This is a genomic window from Dyadobacter crusticola DSM 16708 (assembly GCF_000701505.1).
Lineage (GTDB): Bacteria > Bacteroidota > Bacteroidia > Cytophagales > Spirosomataceae > Dyadobacter > Dyadobacter crusticola.
In genome coordinates this window covers 256,444-277,520 of the sequence record NZ_JNJB01000001.1, presented here as the reverse complement: position 1 = coordinate 277,520, position 21,077 = coordinate 256,444, and the positions used below count along the sequence as shown (strand labels likewise).

The 21,077-nt window shown below is 47.0% G+C and carries 17 protein-coding genes; 12 read left to right on the top strand and 5 right to left on the bottom strand.

The features are described 5' to 3' along the window. Positions 1-64 precede the first annotated feature (64 nt). Positions 65-1,102 carry a Gfo/Idh/MocA family oxidoreductase gene (locus tag Q369_RS0101275; protein ID WP_031525803.1) on the bottom strand — a complete coding sequence of 346 codons (1,038 nt, stop codon included), beginning with the start codon at positions 1,100-1,102 and terminating at the stop codon, positions 65-67. A 57-nt stretch (positions 1,103-1,159) separates the two neighbouring features. Then, the gene (locus Q369_RS0101270) at positions 1,160-2,113 is read right to left on the bottom strand and encodes a sugar phosphate isomerase/epimerase family protein (RefSeq protein ID WP_031525801.1); all 954 of its coding nucleotides are present in this window, start codon (positions 2,111-2,113) and stop codon (positions 1,160-1,162) included. Between the two features lie 122 nt (positions 2,114-2,235). Here Q369_RS0101270 and Q369_RS0101265 point away from each other — a divergent pair, with 122 nt between their 5' ends. The 9 genes from Q369_RS0101265 to Q369_RS0101225 all read left to right on the top strand — a co-directional run bounded on the left by Q369_RS0101265 (position 2,236) and on the right by Q369_RS0101225 (position 12,795). Then, positions 2,236-3,522, top strand: coding sequence for a Gfo/Idh/MocA family protein (locus tag Q369_RS0101265; RefSeq protein WP_031525799.1), 1,287 nt, complete (start codon positions 2,236-2,238; stop codon positions 3,520-3,522). A gap of 254 nt (positions 3,523-3,776) precedes the next feature. Next, entirely contained in the window at positions 3,777-4,112 is a 336-nt protein-coding gene (locus Q369_RS0101260) for a DUF7668 domain-containing protein (protein ID WP_031525798.1), read from the top strand. Positions 4,113-4,346: 234 nt separating this feature from the next. After that, positions 4,347-4,778 carry a tRNA (adenosine(37)-N6)-threonylcarbamoyltransferase complex ATPase subunit type 1 TsaE gene (gene tsaE, locus Q369_RS0101255; protein ID WP_031525796.1) on the top strand — a complete coding sequence of 144 codons (432 nt, stop codon included), beginning with the start codon at positions 4,347-4,349 and terminating at the stop codon, positions 4,776-4,778. A gap of 40 nt (positions 4,779-4,818) precedes the next feature. Further along, positions 4,819-6,045 (top strand): alanine dehydrogenase, encoded by a 1,227-nt coding sequence (locus Q369_RS0101250; RefSeq protein WP_031525794.1) that lies wholly within the window; start codon positions 4,819-4,821, stop codon positions 6,043-6,045. A gap of 229 nt (positions 6,046-6,274) precedes the next feature. Then, positions 6,275-6,679 (top strand): hypothetical protein, encoded by a 405-nt coding sequence (locus Q369_RS0101245; protein ID WP_031525792.1) that lies wholly within the window; start codon positions 6,275-6,277, stop codon positions 6,677-6,679. Between the two features lie 140 nt (positions 6,680-6,819). Next, on the top strand, positions 6,820-7,257 hold the full coding sequence (locus Q369_RS0101240) for a hypothetical protein (RefSeq protein WP_031525790.1): 438 nt from the start codon (positions 6,820-6,822) through the stop codon (positions 7,255-7,257). Positions 7,258-7,408: 151 nt separating this feature from the next. Then, positions 7,409-8,323, top strand: a complete 915-nt coding sequence (locus Q369_RS0101235) for an ABC transporter ATP-binding protein (protein ID WP_031525788.1) — start codon at positions 7,409-7,411, stop codon at positions 8,321-8,323. Positions 8,324-8,353: 30 nt separating this feature from the next. Beyond that, complete coding sequence (locus tag Q369_RS0101230; protein WP_031525786.1) at positions 8,354-9,679, top strand: ABC transporter permease; 1,326 nt, start codon at positions 8,354-8,356, stop codon at positions 9,677-9,679. A gap of 143 nt (positions 9,680-9,822) precedes the next feature. After that, positions 9,823-12,795: a glycosyltransferase family 117 protein gene (locus Q369_RS0101225; protein ID WP_031525784.1), complete on the top strand. Its 2,973-nt coding sequence runs from the start codon at positions 9,823-9,825 to the stop codon at positions 12,793-12,795. Positions 12,796-12,898: 103 nt separating this feature from the next. Here Q369_RS0101225 and Q369_RS0101220 read toward each other — a convergent pair whose 3' ends face one another. The 3 genes from Q369_RS0101220 to Q369_RS0101210 all read right to left on the bottom strand — a co-directional run bounded on the left by Q369_RS0101220 (position 12,899) and on the right by Q369_RS0101210 (position 16,054). Beyond that, complete coding sequence (locus Q369_RS0101220; protein WP_031525783.1) at positions 12,899-14,068, bottom strand: endonuclease/exonuclease/phosphatase family protein; 1,170 nt, start codon at positions 14,066-14,068, stop codon at positions 12,899-12,901. A 140-nt stretch (positions 14,069-14,208) separates the two neighbouring features. Continuing rightward, complete coding sequence (gene dnaJ, locus Q369_RS0101215; protein ID WP_031525782.1) at positions 14,209-15,378, bottom strand: molecular chaperone DnaJ; 1,170 nt, start codon at positions 15,376-15,378, stop codon at positions 14,209-14,211. A 49-nt stretch (positions 15,379-15,427) separates the two neighbouring features. Next, positions 15,428-16,054 carry a nucleotide exchange factor GrpE gene (locus Q369_RS0101210; RefSeq protein WP_031525781.1) on the bottom strand — a complete coding sequence of 209 codons (627 nt, stop codon included), beginning with the start codon at positions 16,052-16,054 and terminating at the stop codon, positions 15,428-15,430. 111 nt (positions 16,055-16,165) lie between these two features. On the opposite strand from Q369_RS0101210, the gene queG reads away from it, so the two are divergent. The 3 genes from queG to Q369_RS0101195 all read left to right on the top strand — a co-directional run bounded on the left by queG (position 16,166) and on the right by Q369_RS0101195 (position 21,069). Next, the gene (gene queG / locus Q369_RS0101205; protein WP_031525779.1) at positions 16,166-17,113 is read left to right on the top strand and encodes a tRNA epoxyqueuosine(34) reductase QueG; all 948 of its coding nucleotides are present in this window, start codon (positions 16,166-16,168) and stop codon (positions 17,111-17,113) included. 81 nt (positions 17,114-17,194) lie between these two features. Further along, the gene (locus Q369_RS0101200) at positions 17,195-17,608 is read left to right on the top strand and encodes a DUF1761 domain-containing protein (protein ID WP_031525777.1); all 414 of its coding nucleotides are present in this window, start codon (positions 17,195-17,197) and stop codon (positions 17,606-17,608) included. Between the two features lie 386 nt (positions 17,609-17,994). Next, on the top strand, positions 17,995-21,069 hold the full coding sequence (locus Q369_RS0101195; protein WP_031525775.1) for a SusC/RagA family TonB-linked outer membrane protein: 3,075 nt from the start codon (positions 17,995-17,997) through the stop codon (positions 21,067-21,069). Positions 21,070-21,077 lie beyond the last annotated feature (8 nt).

Here is a 21,077-nt window from a genome sequence, read left to right as displayed (position 1 = left end):
TTGTTGATCAAGTATAAAAATAGCAGCCCGGTTTGAGGCTGCTATTTCTTTTTTAGGGTACCTGCTAAAACGGTAGTACCTTCTTCTCGCGGCTGCTTTGCGCCGCCAGGTCGATCACACGTGTAGTGCGCAGAATTTCTTCCGGCTTTACGGCCAGCTCTGCATTGTTCACAATCGCATCATACACATTTTGGTAAAAGGGCGCATAATCCCCGGCTTCACTTTCGATCACGCCTGTAAAGTCTTTGCTGTATAATTTTCCCCAGCGGTCTTCCGGTTCCACACCCCAGGGCTGCGTTGTTGGCAGGATATCTTTTCTTAATGTTTCCTCCTGAGGATCCAAGCCGCCTTTGATGAACGAACCTTTGGTGCCATGCAAAACGTACCGCAGGTGATTTTCATAGATCATCAGGCTGGACTTCACGATTACCAGCTTGTCTTTATACCCTAAGCGGATATCAAAGTAATCATCGATCTCGGAATGCGGCCGTACCGTGCGAATTTCTGCAGTAACCGTTTCAGGCTCACCGAAAAGCACCAGTACCTGGTCGATCAAATGCGGACCGAGGTTGTAGAGATTGCCGCCCACGGGTACGCTTTTCTCCTTCCAGGATTCGGTTGGTACCACTTCACGGTAGCGATCGTAATGGCTTTCAAATTCTATTATATCGCCTAATTTTCCTTCTGAAAGGATTTTTTTGACTGTCAAAAAATCAGAATCCCATCTCCGGTTCTGGTAGGCAGTGAGTACCAGCCCTTTTTTCTCCCCCAGTTCGAATAGTTGCCGCGCTTCTCCCTCAGTGGCTGCAAATGGCTTTTCGATCACCACATGTTTGCCGTTTTCCAACGCGTCCATGGCGTATGGAAAATGGGTATCGTTGGGTGTGCAAATGAAAACCAGGTCAATCGACTCATCGCTCAGCAGCTCGTCGACGGAGCGTGCATTCCCGATTTCCGGGTCAAAAGCCTGCGCTTCGTTTTTGCTTCTTTCAACAACGGTTTTGATTTTAAAACCTGGATTAGTGCTCAGAAAAGGCGAATGGAAATAGCGTCCCGACAATCCGAAACCTATCAACCCGACATTCAGAATTTTTGAAGGCATATCATTTAAATAGTTAGACTTAATGCAAATGTAACTTCACGCAGCTGAAAATGCGTTTTAAGCTTCCGCCCACAGCTGTTTAGCCTTGGCCAGATCTCTTTTCATGGCATCGAAAACCACTTTTTTGTCGACGGTAATTTCGAATGCACCCTGATCGGCCCCGCCCAGCGGATATTCCAGGTGAAGGCAGATCGGCACTTCTACCTTGTGCTCTTTCAGGAGTTTAAAATAAGTTTTGAAATCAACCATACCCTCGCCGAGCGGCACATTCTTCGGTCCCCATTTCCCGTTGGTTTTTTCCCAAACAAAATCTTTCAGTACAATGGTCCTGATACTTGGACGGATCAGATTGAAGCCCGTTTGCCAGGAAAGTCCGCCTTCGAGCGTCGCGTGACGGATATCATACTGTGCGCCCATTGTTTTCGGATTTGCCTTTTGCAGGATTTCCCAGATCTCGAACATGGAAGCGCCGACCATTCTTCCCGCATGGTTTTGATAGCAGCCTACCAAACCCAGCTGTTCGTTCAGCTGGCTCAGCCCGGCCATTTTTCCTTGGTATTCTTCCAGGAGCTGCGGGATTGTTTTCTGATCGTTGTATCTGTACCAGTTCATCCGGTAGTACTTGAAGCCAAGTTTTGCCGCGGTTTCCAATAATTTTTTGTCGACCGGATTGGTCGCATCTTCCACAGCTGTACAAAACAGCGAAGGCGAGAAACCAGCTTTTTTCATTGCTTCCACCGCCAGCGGTAAATCTGTCTCCACTTTCTCGGGCAGTACATGGCCTTTGGGGCGTACCGTCAGGTCGATTCCGTCGAAGCCCATTTCTCTGGCAGCTTCGGACATATCCTGATAATTCAGGAATTGGAGGTGTTTTGAGAAGATGTTAACCTTCATCGTATCTGCATTTGCACTGGGCTTTACTGCAAATGTGTCCGTCGAGAGCAGCGGGACAGCACTGGCTGCAAGTGCACTTTTGATCAAAAAATCACGGCGGGAAAGAGCTTCAATCATGGTCTTTATGTTTAGGAAAAACAGTAGCGAACAGCGTACATTTTACAAAGACGAGGTTTTCAGTAGAATTACTGACTTCACGCTTTATTTTACTTTCGTTAGGGATATTTCAATTAAAAAATATGAATGTAACACGTCTGAACCGCCGCGACTTTCTGAAAGCCGGAGCGGTCGTTTCCTCGTTCATGATTGTGCCGCGGCACGTTTTGGGAAAAGGTTTTACTGCGCCGAGCGACAAGATCGTATTTGGCTTTATCGGCTGCGGCCGTCAGGCCGGTGGGTTGCGTAACCGTTTTATCGCATTGCCCGAAGTGCAGGTAACTGCCGCCTCTGACGTTTACCCGGTCAAGCTGGAAACATTTTTGACAGCTGCAAATAAATCGTATGCAGAAAAGACCGGAAAAGCCGACTATAATGCTGCCAAAGCGCATTCGGATTTCCGGCAGATTCTTTCCGACAAAGATATTGACGCGGTCGTAATCGCTTCGCCAGACCATTGGCACGCTTCAATGGCGGTTCTGGCTGCAAAGGCGGGAAAGGATATTTACTGCGAAAAGCCATTATCGCTCACAGTACGGGAAGGTAGGGCCATGGTAGAAGCAACCCGGAAACATAAGCGGGTATTTCAAACCGGTAGTATGCAGCGGTCTGCGCCTGAGTTTACGAAAGCCGTGCAGCTGGTGCGGAGTGGTGCGATCGGGAAAGTTGAAAAAGTGTACGTGAATGTTGGTGGGCCGCCAAAGGTTTGGGACCTGCAAGCCGAAACCCCACCAGCCGGACTGGACTGGAAAATGTGGATGGGCCCAAACACGGTCGACAGACCCTACAATAACCAGCTCGCGCCCGCGATAGACGCTAATTTCTGGCCGGCCTGGCGAAACTATGATGAATTTGGCGGAGGCGGAATGACCGATTGGGGCGCTCATATGTTTGATATTGCGCAATGGGGCTTGAATATGGACAGCAGCGGCCCGGTTGAGCTTATCTATTCAGATCCGAAACAAGGGCTGATATATAAGTACGCAAATGGAACAGAAGTAATTCACCGGCCCATGGAAGGCAAGCAGCATTGCCACTTTGTGGGAACGGAAGGAGAAGTATTTGTTGCAAGAGGAGAACTGAAAACCACGCCGGAAACTTTGAAAGACAAGACTTTTCAGGAAGGCGAATCCGATGTATATGTGAGTACAAATCATTACCAGGATTTTATCAATGCAATCAGGTCACGCAAGCCGCCCATTTGTGACGTGGAAGTCGGGCACCGGACAGCGAGTGTTTGCAACATCGGCAACATTGCATACCGGCTTGGCCGGTCGCTGAAATGGGATCCGGGGAGGGAGAACTTCGTGCAGGATAAAGAGGCAGATAAGCTGCTCGGAAGAACAATGCAGAAGGAATGGAGAGTGTAAGTAAAGAATATTGAAAGTAAACCGGAGATGGGTCGCAGCTCCGGTTTTTTGTTTTATAGGATTGTGCGAGCTCGCCATATCATAACAAGACGTTGCGGTCCGAGGTATGCCCGGAAACAGATACTGGAATGCACTTTCTGTACACTTGCGAGGAAAAGCAACAGTCCTGCGGCAGAGCATAAAATAGCAATCGGTAATCTTGGAGTAACTTTGGATACAAAGACGAGAACACGTTTCAAATGAGAATTGAATGTATGGAAAAGGATAAAGCGATTTTAGCTTTCAAGCAACTGATGACGCTCATTGCAAACAGGCAATTCGGACTAGTTTATGATCTGGATTATGAAAAGGAACTGACCGAGGAGGAGATTGAAGAGATCGTGGATTCCCACCCAGGAACACTGTCTCCCACTCCTGACGACGTCATAGAAGATACCTACCTTTTTGAAACATTGTATCCCAATCAAGTAGCAGCTGACATACCCCTGTATTATGATGGAGAACGTGGAGATTTAACAGTGGGCTGCCGGGTATTTGATGTTGGAGAGGACGAATATAGATTCGCAATAGAAGAGATTCACGTGATGTAGGAAAACTAGTTTTTGATTATCAGTTTGTGCGCATTGTTCTCCGGCCCGCTCAGAAAAAGAAACTTAGTGCCTTAAACTATCTTTCTGATTGAATTAGGGAAGCTCGCTGGAGTTTGAAAGAACGGAGTGAAATTCAACATTCCTTGAACCGCCGATGCAACGACATTTGTTTTATAGACTGGTCTTCCACGCACATTATATGCCGGGTTCTTTCAAAATGTTTATTTTTGTAAAATGAGCAATCAGCCAGTGACAATACGGTTCAGCAAATTGGAAGAGTTGGAGCAGGTATCCGCAGAACTGATGCAATTTGGAAAGGATATCCCGGTGTGGCTTTTTGAAGGTCACATGGGCGCGGGCAAGACGACATTGATCAAAGCCATTTGCAGGCATTTAGGCGTTCAGTCACACGTACAAAGTCCCACGTTTTCGCTCGTAAATGAGTACGCGGCAGGTCAGGATGCTGTTTTTCACTTTGATTTTTACCGGATCAAAGATGAAACGGAAGCATTGGATATGGGAATTGAGGAGTATTTCGATTCAGGCTCATTCTGCTTCGTGGAATGGCCGGGAATGATCGCATCCCTCTGGCCGGAGCATTACCTGCATCTTGACCTCAGCGCAGACGAAAATGGCACGAGAATATTAAATGTTAAGAGGATTTAAGAATAACACATACCGGATTTAGTTTCACTTTCTTCGTTCAATGGCGCAATCACAGATCACCGGCTTCGAAGAGCTGGCCAAGCAGTCGATATTATATCCCCAGGAGTCATTAATGGCTGTTCGTAAAGATCAGAATGCATTGCACATAGGTCTTCCTAGGGAGGTTTCGCTGCAGGAAAACAGGATTGCATTGACGCCGGACGCGGTCGGGATACTGGTGCGGAACGGTCATGAGGTTTGGGTGGAGAAAGATGCCGGAAAAGGAGCGAACCTCTCAGACCACGAGTATAGCGAGGCCGGGGCCAAGATCGTGCAAACTCCCGAGGAAGTGTATCAGGCCAAGGTTATCCTCAAAATCGAGCCGCTTGTAGACGGTGAATTCGGTTACGTAAAGTCCGGTACTACGGTCATTTCTGCGCTCAATCTGCCTGCGCTGGAAAAACAATATTTCGAGAAGCTGAATGAATTGAAAATTACCGGAATCGGCTATGAGCTGATCGAGGACAAAGTTGGAGGTAAGCCGATTATCCGTGCAATGGGAGAAATTGCCGGCAGTACGGTGCTTCTGATCGCTGCCGAGTACCTGTCGACACCAAATGGCGGTCGCGGTATCATTTTGGGAGGAATAACGGGCGTTCCGCCGACCAAGATCGTGATCCTGGGCGCAGGTACGGTCGCTGAATACGCGACGCGGGCTGCAATCAGCGTCGGGGCTGATGTGAAGGTGTTTGACAAACACATTTACAGATTGCAGAGGCTGAAATATGCGATTGGTCAAAACCTTTATACTTCTATCATTGACTCCGATATCCTTGCGGAGGCAATTGGCCGGGCAGATGTAGTAATTGGGACAATGCGCGCTGAAAACGGATTGAGCCCGTTGGTTGTTACCAAAGAAATGGTCTCGAAAATGAAGGCAGGCTCAGTAATCATCGATGTAAGTATTGATCAGGGCGGCTCTTTCGAAACATCAAGAATGACTACTCACAAGAACCCGACTTTCAAATACAATGACGTAATCCATTATTGCGTACCGAACATTCCGTCGCGCGTGGCGCATACTGCAAGCACCGCATTGAGCAATGTATTTTTACCATTTTTGTTGCAAACCGGCACAATAGGTGGCATTGAGGAAATGATTTATGCCAACCGTTGGTTTATGAAGGGAGTTTATTGTCACAAAGGAACACTCACCAACTCCCACATCGCCCGAAGCTTCAACATGCGGTACAAAGATCTGACGTTGTTGCTGGCTGCGAGAATGTGAAGGGGCCGTCGGCAGTCGGCTTTCAGCTATCGGCTTCTTTTGATGTAAAAGTAAAAATGCTGATTGTCGAAGCCAAAGAATAAAAAAGCCAACTGCCAAAAGCCGAAGTAAAAAAAAGCTGACGGCTGAAAGCTGAAAGCCGAAGTAATCTAAAAAAATCGCCGACGGCCGACCGCCGAAGTAAAAAAGCTGACCGCCGAAAGCCGAAAGCCGAAGTAATCTAAAAACAATGATCAACAACAGTAACGAAAACGCCTTGATGGATGATGCTAATTCTCCGGAATTGAATCAGAAGCTGATGGGGCATATATCAGAGGATTTTGTAAAAGTGGCCGACCAGTTAAAGGAGGCTTCTTACCAGATCCGCAAACGCGGATTTTCGGATTTTCCCATTTTTGTAGTGACCAACAATGAGCTGCACATCGGCGCATTGCTGATTGATGCACAGGAGCTGTCAAATAAATTCAGCTACCGGGCATCTTATATGCAGGAGTTTGTAGATCGGAAATTGATCGGGGAAGAATCAATGCTGCTTTTTACCGAAAACTACAAAAACGCCGATGAATATTGCTGCCTGTTTGCATTGATCGGCGAATTCTCAGGTTTTGTTTTCGTGCCTTATCCGGAAGATTAGGCAGGTACCAGTAAATAGGTTTTTGACAAAGGAATAGCCGCTGGCTAAACAATAGCGGCACGTTAAAGAATGGGGCGTTAGGTTTGCAGGGAATCTGACTAGATTTATTTATCTCTTTTTAACCATAAAATCGCCCCTCAATGGAATCAAAACTACCTCTTGAAAAGGAACTTGAACCTATCTTTCTCGGCAAATTCCCGCCGTTTTCCGAAAGCGTTAAGGAGTTTTTGGTCACTTACGGACCTTACTTTATTCTTGTTTTATCGATTATCGCAGTATTTGGACTTGTCACTGCTTTCGGCATCGGCAGTGCTGCATTAGGCCTTGGCGCAATGCCGGCCGGGATCGGGTTTAACTTCTATCTCAGTATTGCATTAGGTATACTCACATTGATTATGTACCTGATGGCATTCAATCCGTTGCGCGCCAGAAAACGCGCTGGCTGGAATTTGCTTTACTATGCCGTGCTGATCGGTGTTGTGAGTAACCTTGTACAGCTCGCCTTGCTTTTTGCAGTTTTTGGCGCCGTAATCGGATTTTGGATCTTATTCCAGATCCGGGAGAAATATGTGATCTGATACTTCGCACACCTTCATTGATAAAGCGAGCGGTTTCCCGCCCGCTTTTTTATTTTTACCGCTGGTCACCAAAATCCGCTTTCTGCTTGTAACTTTAATAATACCCCTCTACTTTGCACTTTTTGGTGCCTTAACCCTGGATTCTCAGCAAATGAATATCATAGAAGTCAGAAATGTTACTAAAGAGTACGCCAATCACGTGGCACTCGATGATGTAAGTATCTCCATTCCAAGAGGAAAGATCTTCGGCTTGCTCGGTCCGAATGGCGCGGGGAAAACTTCGCTGATCCGCATTATCAACCAGATCACAGGCCCGGACAAAGGCGAGATCCTGTTCGACGGGGAGTTGTTAGGTGACAAACACATTTCGAGAATAGGTTACCTGCCCGAAGAAAGGGGTTTGTATAAGAAAATGAAAGTGGGTGACCAGCTGCTGTACCTGGCGCAACTCAAAGGTTTGTCTCAAAAAGAGGCAATGGAAAAGCTGAAACACTGGTTTGTTAAGTTTGACATCAAAACCTGGTGGGATAAAAGTGTGTCCGACTTGTCAAAAGGAATGCAGCAGAAAATCCAGTTTGTATCCACTGTTTTGCACGAGCCGGACCTGATCATTCTCGATGAACCTTTCTCGGGATTTGACCCCATCAATGCCAACCTGATCCGCGACGAGATCCTGGAACTTAAACAGAAAGGCTGCACGATCATTTTCTCCACACACCGGATGGAAACCGTTGAAGAGCTTTGCGATCACATAGCTTTGATACATAAATCGAAAAAGGTGCTGGACGGCCCAAAAAAGGAAATCAAAGAGCAGTTTAAAACAAACACTTACTTCGTCGAATACAAAGGTTCGCTACCCGTCTTGGAGGGACTTTTCGAAATATCGGCTGACAAAGAAGTGGAAGACGATTACCGCCGGGCGACCATTCATATTGGTGAGAATAGAAGTCCTAACGCATTATTGGCTAGCCTTTTACCTAATGTAGAAATCCGTTCCTTCGGCGAGAACATACCAAGTATGAGCGATATCTTCATGCGGTCTGTTAATGAGATACCTGAGGCCTGAGCTGCTTAACCAACCTTAACTTCCTTCCAAATGCGCAATATTTTCCTTGTCATAAAAAGAGAATACCTCGTCCGTGTCAAAAAGAAATCCTTTCTGATCATGACCTTGCTGGGCCCGCTGCTGTTCGTGGGCTTTTATGCGGTAGTGATCTGGGTAGCGATCGGATCCATCGATACGAAGACCGTACAGGTTCTGGACGAAAGCGGCTTGTTCCGCAATGAATTCAAGGATTCTGAAACATTAAAATTCAGCTTCATTACCGGCGATCTTGATTCTGCTAAAACGGGTTTCAGAAAAGCGGAGGCAAATGCATTGGTTTACATCCCGAAGAATGTGATCAAAGAGCCCAAATCGGTGAAGATATATGCTGCAAAAAATGTCAGTATGGACCTTAAATCCGAAATCGAGAAGGTTATTGAAAAACAGATTGAAGATATCAAGCTCTCGGAGGCAGGTATTACACACAAAATACTGGAAGATTCACGTGTCAATGTCAGCTCGGAAACGATCAGCCTGAGTGAGGAAGGGGAGAAAACCAGTAGTTCAGGCGCAGCTACTGTTATTGGTGGGATCTGCGCGTTTCTGATCTATATGTCTGTTTTTATTTATGGAACGCAGGTAATGCGCGGGATCACCGAAGAGAAAACCAGCCGCATTGTTGAGGTAATTATATCATCCGTAAAGCCATTCCAATTGATGTTGGGTAAAATCATCGGAGTAGCACTTGTGGGGCTTACCCAGTTTGTACTCTGGATCCTGCTCACAACCGCACTTACAAGTGCCACTTCTGCTATTCTGAGCAGTCAGATACCGAAAGATTCCGTGCAAATGCAGCAGCAAATGGAGAATGTACAAAAGGGAATGCCCAACCAGAATGTACCCGGCGGATCTGTGGAAAACCCGATAACGGAAGTACTTGGCGCTATCAATAGTCTCAACATTCCGCTCATTCTGGGCTGTTTTCTGTTTTACTATCTGGGCGGGTACCTGCTTTACAGCGCGCTTTTTGGCGCAGTAGGGGCGGCGGTCGACAATGATGCGGACACGCAGCAGTTTATGCTGCCCATTACCTTGCCAATTATTTTCTCGTTCGTATTCGCGCAGTTCGTACTCCGCGATCCCGACGGAAGTCTCGCATTCTGGACCTCGATCATTCCATTCACATCACCGATCATCATGATGGTGCGGATCCCGTTTGGCGTACCTGCCTGGGAGATTGCATTATCGATGGTTTTGCTTGTTCTGGGCTTTATGGCAACTACCTGGCTGGCTGCCCGGATTTACCGTGTGGGTATTCTGATGTACGGGAAAAAGGTGACCTATAAGGAGCTGGCGAAATGGATTTTTTACAAGTAGTTCTTAACACTTTTTAAGAGAGTAAGGGACTTTACCTTGTTGTTATTTTGCTATTTTTGGCCCATCGTTGATAAAACTGTTTTGTCAATGAAACCAGTTTAGCACATTTTGCATATCATATTTTTTAATTTACCATCTCTCAGATGACCCGTTTCAACCGTTCCAACAACATTGCGGGTTGGATTGTATTCGCAATAGCCTTCATCACCTACGCACTTACCGTTGAACGAACTGCCAGCTTTTGGGACTGTGGCGAGTTTATCGCCTGTGCGTTCAAATTACAGGTGCCTCACCCCCCGGGAGCACCCTTTTTTCTTTTAATAGGCCGCTTGTTCTCATTATTAGCATTTGGCGATCTTACCAACGTGGCTTACTGGGTCAACATGGTGTCTGTGTTAAGCAGTGCACTCACGATCCTGTTTTTGTTCTGGACAATCACGCTGCTTGCACGCAAGTTCGTCGCCAAGCCTGAAAACGAAATGACAACCGGCGACCTGATCCTGGTACTAGGTGCAGCTGCAGTTGGCTCACTGGCTTATACCTGGTCCGATTCGTTCTGGTTCTCAGCAGTTGAAGCCGAGGTATATGGTATGTCTTCGTTTTTTACAGCGATCGTAATCTGGGCTGTTTTCAGATGGGAGCGGGTAGAAGATCCTGCTGCCGAAAATCGCTGGCTGATCCTGATCGCTTACCTGGTGGGTCTCTCTATCGGTGTTCATTTGCTCAACCTGGTTACCATTCCGGCGCTTGCATTGGTTTATTATTTCAAGAAATATCCGAAACCAAGTGTTTTTGGCGGAATAATGGCATTTGTTGGTGGTTTGGTGATTCTGGCTATTATCAACTCCGGCATCATCCCCGGCCTGCCGAGCGTTGCGGGTAAATTCGAGATCTTCTTTGTTAACTCGCTTGGATTGCCCTACAAGTCCGGAGTTATTTTCTTCATTATCATTTTCCTGGGCGCATTGATCTGGGGGATCCGGTATTCTCATCAAAAAGGCAATGTGCTGCTCAACACAGGCTTGCTTTCACTTGCCTTTGTATTGATCGGCTATGCGAGTTACCTGATGGTGCTGGTACGTGCAGAGTACAATCCGCCTATTAATGAGAACAATCCAAACGACGTACTGAGCTTTGTTTCCTATCTGAAAAGGGAGCAGTATGGAAGCCGCCCGCTGCTTTTCGGACCTTCTTTCGTGTCCCGTCCGGTAAGTCAGAAACGTGGTGCGCCGATGTACCGCAAGCAGAATGGAAAGTACGCGATCTACGATTATCGTCCTGAGTATGAATATGAGCCAGGCAGCAGTATGTTGCTGCCGCGTATGTACAGCACGCAGCCCGGTCACCCGCAATTATATCAGCAGTTAACTGGTCTTGCCGAAGGTCAGAAGCCCACAATGGGGCACAACCTGTCGTTTATGTTCTCTTACCAGATTGGTCACATGTACTGGCGCTATTTCCTGTGGAATTTCGTAGGCCGGGAAAGTGACGAGGAAGGTGCAGGGAATCTGCTTCCCTGGGATATCAGCAAGAAGTACCCTGAACCGATCGAGAACAATAAGGCGCACGATAACTTCTTTATGCTGCCGTTCCTGCTTGGCTTGTTCGGTATCGTGATGATGTATTTCCGCCAAAAAAGAGACCTGCTCGTCTTGGGACTGCTGTTCATTCTGACGGGCGTCGCATTGGTGGTTTACCTCAATTCTCCCCCAACTGAGCCACGCGAGCGTGACTATATCTACGTAGGATCTTTCTATATATTCTGTATCTGGATCGGATTTGGAGTACTCGCTATTGCCGATGCGATCAGCAAGTTTATTGGCAATTCATCGACCAGGGCCATTGCTGCGACGGGCATTGCGATGGTAGTTCCGGTTATTATGGTTGCCAAAGGTTGGGACAATCACAACCGCAGCCACCGGTACCATTCAGTTGATTTTGCTAAAAACCTGCTCAACTCCTGCGCACCGAATGCGATCCTGTTTACAGGCGGCGATAATGATACATTCCCATTGTGGTACGTGCAGGAAGTGGAAGGTTTCCGTACCGACGTGCGAGTTTGTAACCTCAGCTTGCTCGGTACCGACTGGTATATCGATCAGATGAAACGCAAAACCTATCTGTCAGAAGCGCTTCCGATTTCCTTGGACAAGAGCAATTATGCTTTTGGTAAAAACGATATCGTTCCTTTTTATGAAATACCGAGTGTGAAAAATGGTATTAACCTGAAAGAATACCTCGGACTGGTTAAACAGGAGAACAAGGCTATTCAGGTGCCGCTGACGAGTGGAGATATGACTTCAATCCTGCCTTCGTCGGTGTTGTTCCTGCCGGTGAATGCAGATGCGGTTAAAAAGATGAACATCATTAAGTCGGACCTGCTGCCTTTCGTAAGTGACTCGATCAGCTGGACAATCGGCAAAGGTGATTTGTATAAATCTGACCTGATCATGCTTGATATCATCGCAACAAACGACTGGAAAAGGCCGATCTACTTCTCGTCAACATTGGGCGGATCCAGCTACCTGAACCTGAAAGAATATATGCAGCTGGAAGGTTATGCGTATAGATTGTTGCCTGTGAAAGTGCCGGGCGCAAGCGATGGTTATGTGAATGCGGACGTGATGTACAACAATTTGATGAACAAAATGTTCTGGCGCGAGCTTGATAATCCGAATACCTATTACGACAATACGTACCTGGGTTCTCCGGTTGCAACTGCAAGAATTGCATTCCTGCGCTTAGCCGGTCAATTGCTGGCAGACGGTCGCAAAGACGAAGCCAAGAAAGCGATTGACAGATCGCTGGCGACAATGCCTGACGAGAGTATCCCTTACGATCAGTTCTCGGCCAACTTCATTGGGCCATTGTTTGATCTGGGAGAAACAGCCCGTGCATTAAAGATAGCAGACACAATGGTGACCCGCGCTGACGAAGTGCTTACGTGGGCTAAGGATAACGGAACCACGCGCCGCCGCGACAGTAACGTTTACCTGTACATTCTGCAAGTTATTGTGCAGGAATGCCACGAAGCCAAGCAGGAAGCCGCTGCTAAAAAGTACGAGCAAGTTTTCCAGAAACACCTGGCTGCATTTAATATGTATGGAGGGCAGTAGTCTTCGACTGCGCTCAGACTGACAAGCTTCTTACGTTGTCACAAGGAGCGGAGTCGAAGTGTTGTCACCCTGAGCGCAGTCGAAGGGCATGTACACAGACGGGCTAATCCAGCTTCACTTTCACCCAAACCAAACGGTGATCGGAGCTGGATTCTCTTTTTTCTACCAGTTCGGCCATTGGTTCTCCTTTTGCAGGCCAGAATACACCGCTGTCAAGGATCTTGAAACCATTTTTGGACGGAAGTACGTAGTCTGCACGCATTCGCCAGAATGCAGTATGGTTTTTGGCAAATGCATTTCCCGCGCTATGTTCCGCGCCGCCTTTGCTTGCCGGAGTTAGCTCGTTATTAATCTTCGGATCATTGAGCAATGAACGTATTCCCTCGCCAATTGCATTGCCTTCATCTGGCGAAGCATTCTGATCACCCATGATTACAAATGCGGCATTTGAGTCCAGACCGCCTTTTTTCCCATTGTCGTCATAAATGTATGCGCCGTCACTGATGTAATCTTTCCAAAACCGGATCTCGTCATGATTGCGCTTTCCGTTGCGGTCTTCGGGACCGTCGAAAGAAGGTGGGGTAGGGTGGCTGGCAAGTACGTGGATTGTTTTTGCTCCCACCTTCACTGGGATATCCCAATGGGATTTTGACGAAAGAGGAAATTGTGCCCAAGCTTCCGGCGAGTACCAGTCACTTCCGTCAGGTTTGGTGATTTTTAATGCACCCGGCATATCTTTCCATTTGAAGTGCTGGAAAGTCCTTACCTGCGCCTCGTCGATCGGATACCGCGATAGCAACGCCATTCCGTACTGGCCCGGGTAATTGCCAAAGCCCCAGGCGTCGTTTCCGTACTGTTCCGCTTTCCCGTTCCCGTCAAGGTCGAACGGACTAGGCTGGCCGGTATTTACTGTTGAATAGTAGTAGTAAGGATAATCAATCCCTTTCGCGCCGTCTGAATCGGTCTGTAGGTAGTTTTTGATGAATGCGCCCACGCTTGTGGTTCCGTCTTTCACATAATCAAACTCATTCAGCAGAATGACGTCAGGACGAACAGTTTTGATAATCCTCGCAATATTCCTGATCTGCTGATTGCGGCCCGAAGACAGTTCTTTAACCAGGATTTGTTCTGAAAGCCCGGGTGTGCCACGCGGAAAGTAGTTTTCCGCTTCCATACTTACATTATAAGTAGCCAGGGTAAGTTCATTTGCCGACTGCGCCTGCAGCTGAAAAGTAGCGGATGTGATCAATAGAGATAAGAGTGTTTTTTTCATAATAATAAATGCTGAACAACAAAAGTATCCGCAACAAGGGTAATGAATGTTACGGCAGTTTGAATTTTTGGAAGTGGGCGCTGGCAACAAAAAAGAGCCGCCTCCCGAAAGAAGCGGCTCGTGTAATTCAGGTATTTATATCAATGAAAGAAATCCTTCATTTTATCAAAAAAACCTTTTTCGTTCTTGCCTGGTTTCGGCTGGAAGTTAGGCGAGTGGCGCAGCGATTCCAGCGTTTCACGTTCGTCAGATGATAGCTGCTGTGGTGTCCACACATTAATGTGAACCAGCTGGTCACCTTTTCCGTATCCATTCAGGTCTTTAATGCCTTTACCTTTCAACCGAAGGATTTTACCTGCCTGCGTACCCGATTCTACATTGATCCTCGCCTTTCCGTCAATCGTTGGAATTTCGACCGAGGTACCTAATGCAGCATCGATGAAGCTCAAATGCATATCGAAAACAACGTTATTTCCATCGCGTTTCAGCATGGCATCTTCTTCTTCCTCTATCACGATCAGCAGGTCGCCTGCCATTCCGCCGCGCGCTGGTACATTACCTTTGCCCGACATCGACAGCTGCATTCCTTCTGCCACACCGCCCGGTATATTCAATGTAATCAGGTCGTCCTGCAAAAGTCTTCCTTCACCCGCGCAAGCATCGCAACGTTCGCTGATGATCTTGCCATCTCCGTTGCAGGTAGGACAGGTGCTGGTAGAAACCATTTGTCCAAGCATGGTACTTACTACCTTGCGTACCTGACCGGTTCCGTTACATCCATTACAGTTTGTTAGCGAAGTGCCGTTTTTGGCTCCGTTACCGCCGCATGTATTACAGGTTACGTGCCGTTTTACCTTTATTTTTTTATCAACACCGTTCGCAACTTCTTCCAGGTTCAGTTTAAGCTTAATGCGCAGATCTGAACCTTTCCGAACACGACGGCCGCCAGGACCACCGCCCGCACGACCAAAAATGTCCCCAAATGGGCTGCTATCTCCGAATATATCTCCGAACTGAGAGAAAATATCGTCCATCGTAAACCCGCCGCCTCCGTAGCCACCAGCTCCGCCGCCGCTTGCGCCGCCTACACCCGCGTGACCATATTGATCATAACGTGCCCGCTTGTTATCGTCGCTCAGGATGCTGTAAGCTTCTGCTGCTTCCTTAAACTTGTCTTCCGCAGTCGGGTCGTCAGGGTTCTTGTCCGGGTGAAACTTGATCGCAAGCTTGCGATAAGCTTTCTTAATGTCATCCGCAGTAGCTTGCTTGTCTACGCCTAGTACCTCGTAATAATCTCTTTTCTTTGCCATTATGTTTTGCTAATGTACCATGTAAAGCGGCTGAGCAATCTTGATTCAACTAAGCCCCTACTATCACTTTCGCGTAGCGTATGACCTTGTCATTTAAATAATATCCTTTTTCAATTTCGTCAATCACCTTGCCTTTCAGATCATCGGAAGGCGCAGGGAACTGTGCGATCGATTCGTGGATCTCGGCGTCGAAAACTTCTCCTTTCGAGCTCATTGCCTTCAATCCTTTTGATTCCAGAGCCTTGAACAACTTATTGTAAATCAAATCCACACCTTCTTTCAATGCTTCCACATCGGTGGAAGAATCAAATGAAACTTTGGCACGTTCAAAATCGTCCACGATCGGGAGAATGAGCTTTACCATGTCGGCGCCGGCACCTGAAATCATTTCAAGCTTTTCCTTGGCTGTTCTTCTGCGGAAGTTCTCAAAATCCGCATACAGACGCAGGTACTTGTCTTTCAGCTCAGCAATCTCGGTTTTTGCTGCCGTCAATGGATCAGCTTCCTGAGCAGGTGCTTCATTTTTTATTTCCTGTCCTGCATTGTCAAGCGGTACCGAATTGGAAATTTCGTTGTTTTCATCATTTACCGTGCTGTCAGTTTCCAATGGCACATTTTCCTCGTTCATTTCGTAATTTTTGTCTTGATCTATGTTGAAATCTGTGTTTTCAGGCATAATTCTTAATAATAACGTGACTTATACAATGCACCAATTGAAGTAAATTATTTTGCCAGAGCTAAAATACTGACAAGATGGCATTTTACAATCAATTTGTAAATTTGCAAGATGACCAGCGCAGATCTAGTAAGCCAGGAAAGGAGTGGGTTCGTGAAAATGAAGGCGAAAGAAATCGGCTTCGACTTCTGTGGTATTTCCAGAGCGGAGTTTCTGGAAGAAGAGGCGCCGCGCCTGGAAAAATGGCTTAACAAAGGCCAGAACGGGCAAATGGGTTACATGGCCAACCATTTTGACAAGCGACTTGATCCACGTAAGCTCGTTGATGGTGCAAAGAGTGTTATCTCCGTGCTCTTGAATTACTATCCCGAAAAGCAGCTTCCCCAGGGAGAGGACGATCTCAAAATATCCAAATACGCCTACGGTACCGATTACCATTATGTATTAAAAGAAAAGCTGTCGCAGCTTATGCTGGCGATCAGTGAGGAGGTTGGGGAAGTAAATGGCCGGGTGTTCACGGATTCTGCGCCGGTAATGGACAAAGCCTGGGCGGCCAAAAGCGGACTGGGTTGGGTCGGGAAGCACTCCAATTTGCTTAACCGGGAGATGGGCAGCTTTTTCTTTATTGGGGAAATCATCTGCGACCTCGAATTGGCTCCCGACGGTCCCGTCCAGGATTACTGCGGTACCTGCACCCGCTGCATTGACGCTTGTCCGACCGATGCAATTACAGAACCATTTGTAGTCGACGGGAGCAAATGCATTAGTTACTACACCATCGAGCTGAAAGAAGCGATACCGCAGGACGTTTCGGGCAAATTTGACAACTGGATATTCGGATGTGATATCTGTCAGGATGTATGTCCGTGGAACCGTTTTTCCAAGCCGCACTCTACGCCCGCATTCGATCTGCCGGAAACTTTGGCAGGGTTTAAAATGAGCGATTGGCAGGAAATTACGGAGGAAGTGTTTAAGGAAATTTTCAAACGGTCGCCTGTAAAAAGGGCCAAATTTGAAGGTTTGAGGCGTAATATCGATTTTGTTATATCGTCTAAATAAAAAGCACAATTAATAGTTAATCCTTTTATATTTGGGTTCGTGAGTTCCTTTCGATGACTGAATAACACACTCAATCTTAACATGAGAAAACAATCTGTCAATCTTTGGGCCGTGCTGGTGTGCGTAGTGATCGGGCAAATTATTCCTCCAATATGGTACAGTGCCTTTTCTGAAAAGTGGATCGCGTTGAATGGTTTCACCATGGACCAGATCAAAGCTGCCACGAGCCCGGCTCCTTATCTTGCAAGCATTGTTTCCTCCTCGTTCATGGCCTACACAATGGCCTGGGTCTTCACCAAAATTCCCGTTAAGTCTGTATGGAGCGGCTTTCTGACAGGTTTGCTGTTCGGGGTTGTCTTCATCCTGTTTGACACGATCGTCAAAGATCTTTTTTCCCTCAAACCTTTTCTCCTGGCGCTGATCGACGGCGGCGTGAGTGTATGCGTTTATGCCATTACGGGAGCTGTGTTAGGCGGCTGGCGAAAGTACTACTAGCTTCTGCGCCAAAATCCCGCCGCGCTTTTCAATCTTATTATAATACTAGTTCAATAACATGCTCCACGCGGCCTGTCGTGGCTTTTTGCGTGCGTTTTCCGCGTTGTGCCGGCAAAGCTGCATTCCGTTGTTCAATGGGTGTTGTAAGTAGCAGCCAACGCCGAATCTAAATTGGTGTTTCGAGCACGCAGCCAAATTTCTTTTGATGTTATAAATGTATTCTCGACAAATAATATTTCTTTTCAGCTGCATTGTTGCACTTTTAACGGCTGTGGTTCTCATTATCTCAGAATATTAGTTTAGTGCAATTATAATTAACCGAATAAATTGCTATTCTGTTGAAATGAATATAAATTTCAAAAAATTTAAAAAACCCAACGAAACCTATGACTAAAAATTTACGGTTGATGCTACTGACGTTCGTTCATGTAGCATTTCTTTGTTGCACCGCATTCGCCCAGGACCGGCAGGTCACGGGGAAGGTGAATGACGAGAATGGTGCAGGACTGCCAGGGGCTAATATTCTCATTAAAGGCACCACCCGGGGTACAAACACAGACGCTGACGGTAACTTCTCTATTTCTGCTGCGTCCGGTTCCACGCTGATCATTTCTTCAGTAGGTTATACCTCGAAGGAAGTAGCCGTAACCGGATCTGTGAGCACAATTACTGTAAGCCTTGATCCCGATGTACGAAACCTCGGAGAAGTGGTGGTAACTGCATTAGGTATCGAAAGAAGCGCGAAGTCGCTTACCTACGCAACCCAGAAAATTGACGGGAAGCAGCTGACCGATGTCCGCGATGCCAACTTCGTGAATACCCTTTCAGGTAAGGTGGCGGGTATCGTGATCACACAGGGTGCAAGTGGGCCAGGCTCTGCTACCCGCGTTACTTTGCGTGGTAACCGCTCCATTTCAGGTAATAACAATGCGCTCTTTGTGGTGGACGGTGTTCCCATTGATAACACGGTTCAGGGACAGGTGGGCAGCGATTTTGGTGGTGTGAATGGAAGCGACGGTGCTTCGAGCATCAACCCCGACGATATTGAGTCAATGAACGTACTGAAAGGAGCGGCGGCGTCTGCACTATATGGTAGCCGCGCGGCCAACGGGGTTATTATGATCACGACAAAAAAAGGAAAGGCGGGTTCGGTTTCAGCAAACATCAACTCCGGTGTCGTAATTGAAAATCCATTCATTCTGCCGCAGCTTCAAAATACGTACGGACAAGGTAATGGGGGCGCTTTTGCTGAAAAAGCGAGTCAAAGCTGGGGTGCAGCCGCTACTACTTACCCGAATAATGTAAAGGATTTTTTCAGGACCGGCGTGTCGACCAACAATTCGATCGGTATCTCGGCTGGAACTGACAAGGTGCAGACTTATACTTCTTATACCCACAATAGCAACCAGGGCATCATTCCGAACAATGGATTGACGCGGCACACTTTGAACCTGCGTATAGGCACGCAGTTCAGCAAAAAGTTCTCTACTGACGCGAAAATCACGTACACCAATCAGACCATCGAAAATAAGCCGCGCGCCGGAGAAGAAAGTGGTGCTGTGATGAATGTGTACAAAGTGCCCAGGAGCGTTGATCTGAACACTTACAAGAACTACGAGGACGAGAATGGAAATCCAACTTACTGGACTACTTCTTCCATTTACATGAACCCTTACTGGACGATCAACAAAACACCAAATACGGAAAAAAGGAACAGGACTATCATTCTCGGCTCTGCCAAATACGAATTGACAGATTGGCTTAATGTGCAGGGAAGGATCAGTTTCGACAGGTATGATGACCGCATTTCAAGAAGCTGGGCCAACAGAACATTGCTGTTTGCTGGCACAGGCGGATCTTACGAGGATTTTACAAACAATATTTCTGAGAAGAACCTGGATGTAATTGTTTCGGGAAATCATAACATCGGTAAAGATTTTGCATTGACTTACAACTTCGGTGCGGGACAAACTTACAAGCGCTTTTCGCAGGTAGGTGGTTTTGCAAACGGTTTGAACGTGCCAAACAAGTTTGATCTTTCATTCGCCACTACATTAACCCAACGGGCTGATTTCAGTGAAAAAGAGCTGCATTATGTATTCGGTACCGCTTCTCTTTCTTACAAAGACTTCCTGACCGTGGATATGGCGGCGCGCAATGACTGGTCTTCTACATTGCCAAAACCTTACTCGTATTTCTATCCGTCATTCGGAGCAAACATCGTGCTTTCTGACGCAATGCAACTGCCTGAGTGGATCAGCTTTGCCAAAATCAGGGGATCGTGGGCGCAGGTAGGTAATGATACCGATCCTTATCAGCTGGTTCAAACCTACACTTTCTCACAAGGTGGCGGACCTGACAAGCTGGGCTTCATTTCCCGTGATGATACCAAACCTGCCGAAAACCTGAAACCCGAGATTTCTTCTTCAACGGAGTTCGGTATCGATCTTCGCACATTTGATGGTCGCCTGGGACTGGATGTAACTTATTACAATTCCAATACGGTAAACCAGCTGCTCAAACTGGCGCTGGCGCCTGCTTCGGGATTTGCATTCCAGTTTATCAATGCGGGTAAAATCAATAACAAAGGGGTAGAAATCTCCCTCTCTGCCAAGCCGGTCAGAACTGCAAACTTTAGCTGGGATATGATGGTGAACTTTGCACGTAACAAAAACACGATTGTAAAGCTAAGCCCTGAAATCAAAGAAGCTGCATTGGCAGGCGGATACGGACGTACTGCCAGCCCGATTGTAAGAGAAGGCGGCTCCTACGGAGATCTTATCTCACAGAAATGGGATCGGGACAGCACAACAGGCGCATTCATCCTGACTACCCCGGATAGCTTAGGTAAAGGTGGCGGCCGTCCGGTAGTAACTAAAACCAACGAGATCATAGGGAACTTCAACCCGAAATTTACATTGGGTTTCAGCAACCAGTTCAGCTACAAGAATTTTGTGTTAGGGTTTTTGATCGATGGTCGTTTCGGAGGTGTAATGACTTCTGGTACAGAAGCTAACCTGGCTTTTGACGGAAATGCAGCATACACCACCAACAACAGAGAAGGTGGCTGGGTACTCCCGGGCGTGACGCGCTCAGGCGAAGCCAATACTTCGGCGATTAATGCGGAGGATTTCTGGACAACAGTATCAGGCGGTCGTTATTCGTGGGGTGAATTCTTTACTTATTCCACTACCAATGTTCGTTTGAGAGAGCTTTCGCTCGGTTACAATATTCCGACTGGTCCTAACTTCTTTATCAAGAATGCGCGGATCTCGTTCATCGCACGTAACCTATTCTTTATCTATCGTGGAAGCGCTATCCTGGATATCCCGGGAGTTGCCAAGAGAAAGTTGCCGTTTGATCCGGACGTAAACCTGGGTGCAGGTAATTTTCAGGGTGTAGAATATGGAAACCTGCCTTCGACGAGGACCATCGGCTTGAATCTAAAACTAGGTTTCTAATCACAAAT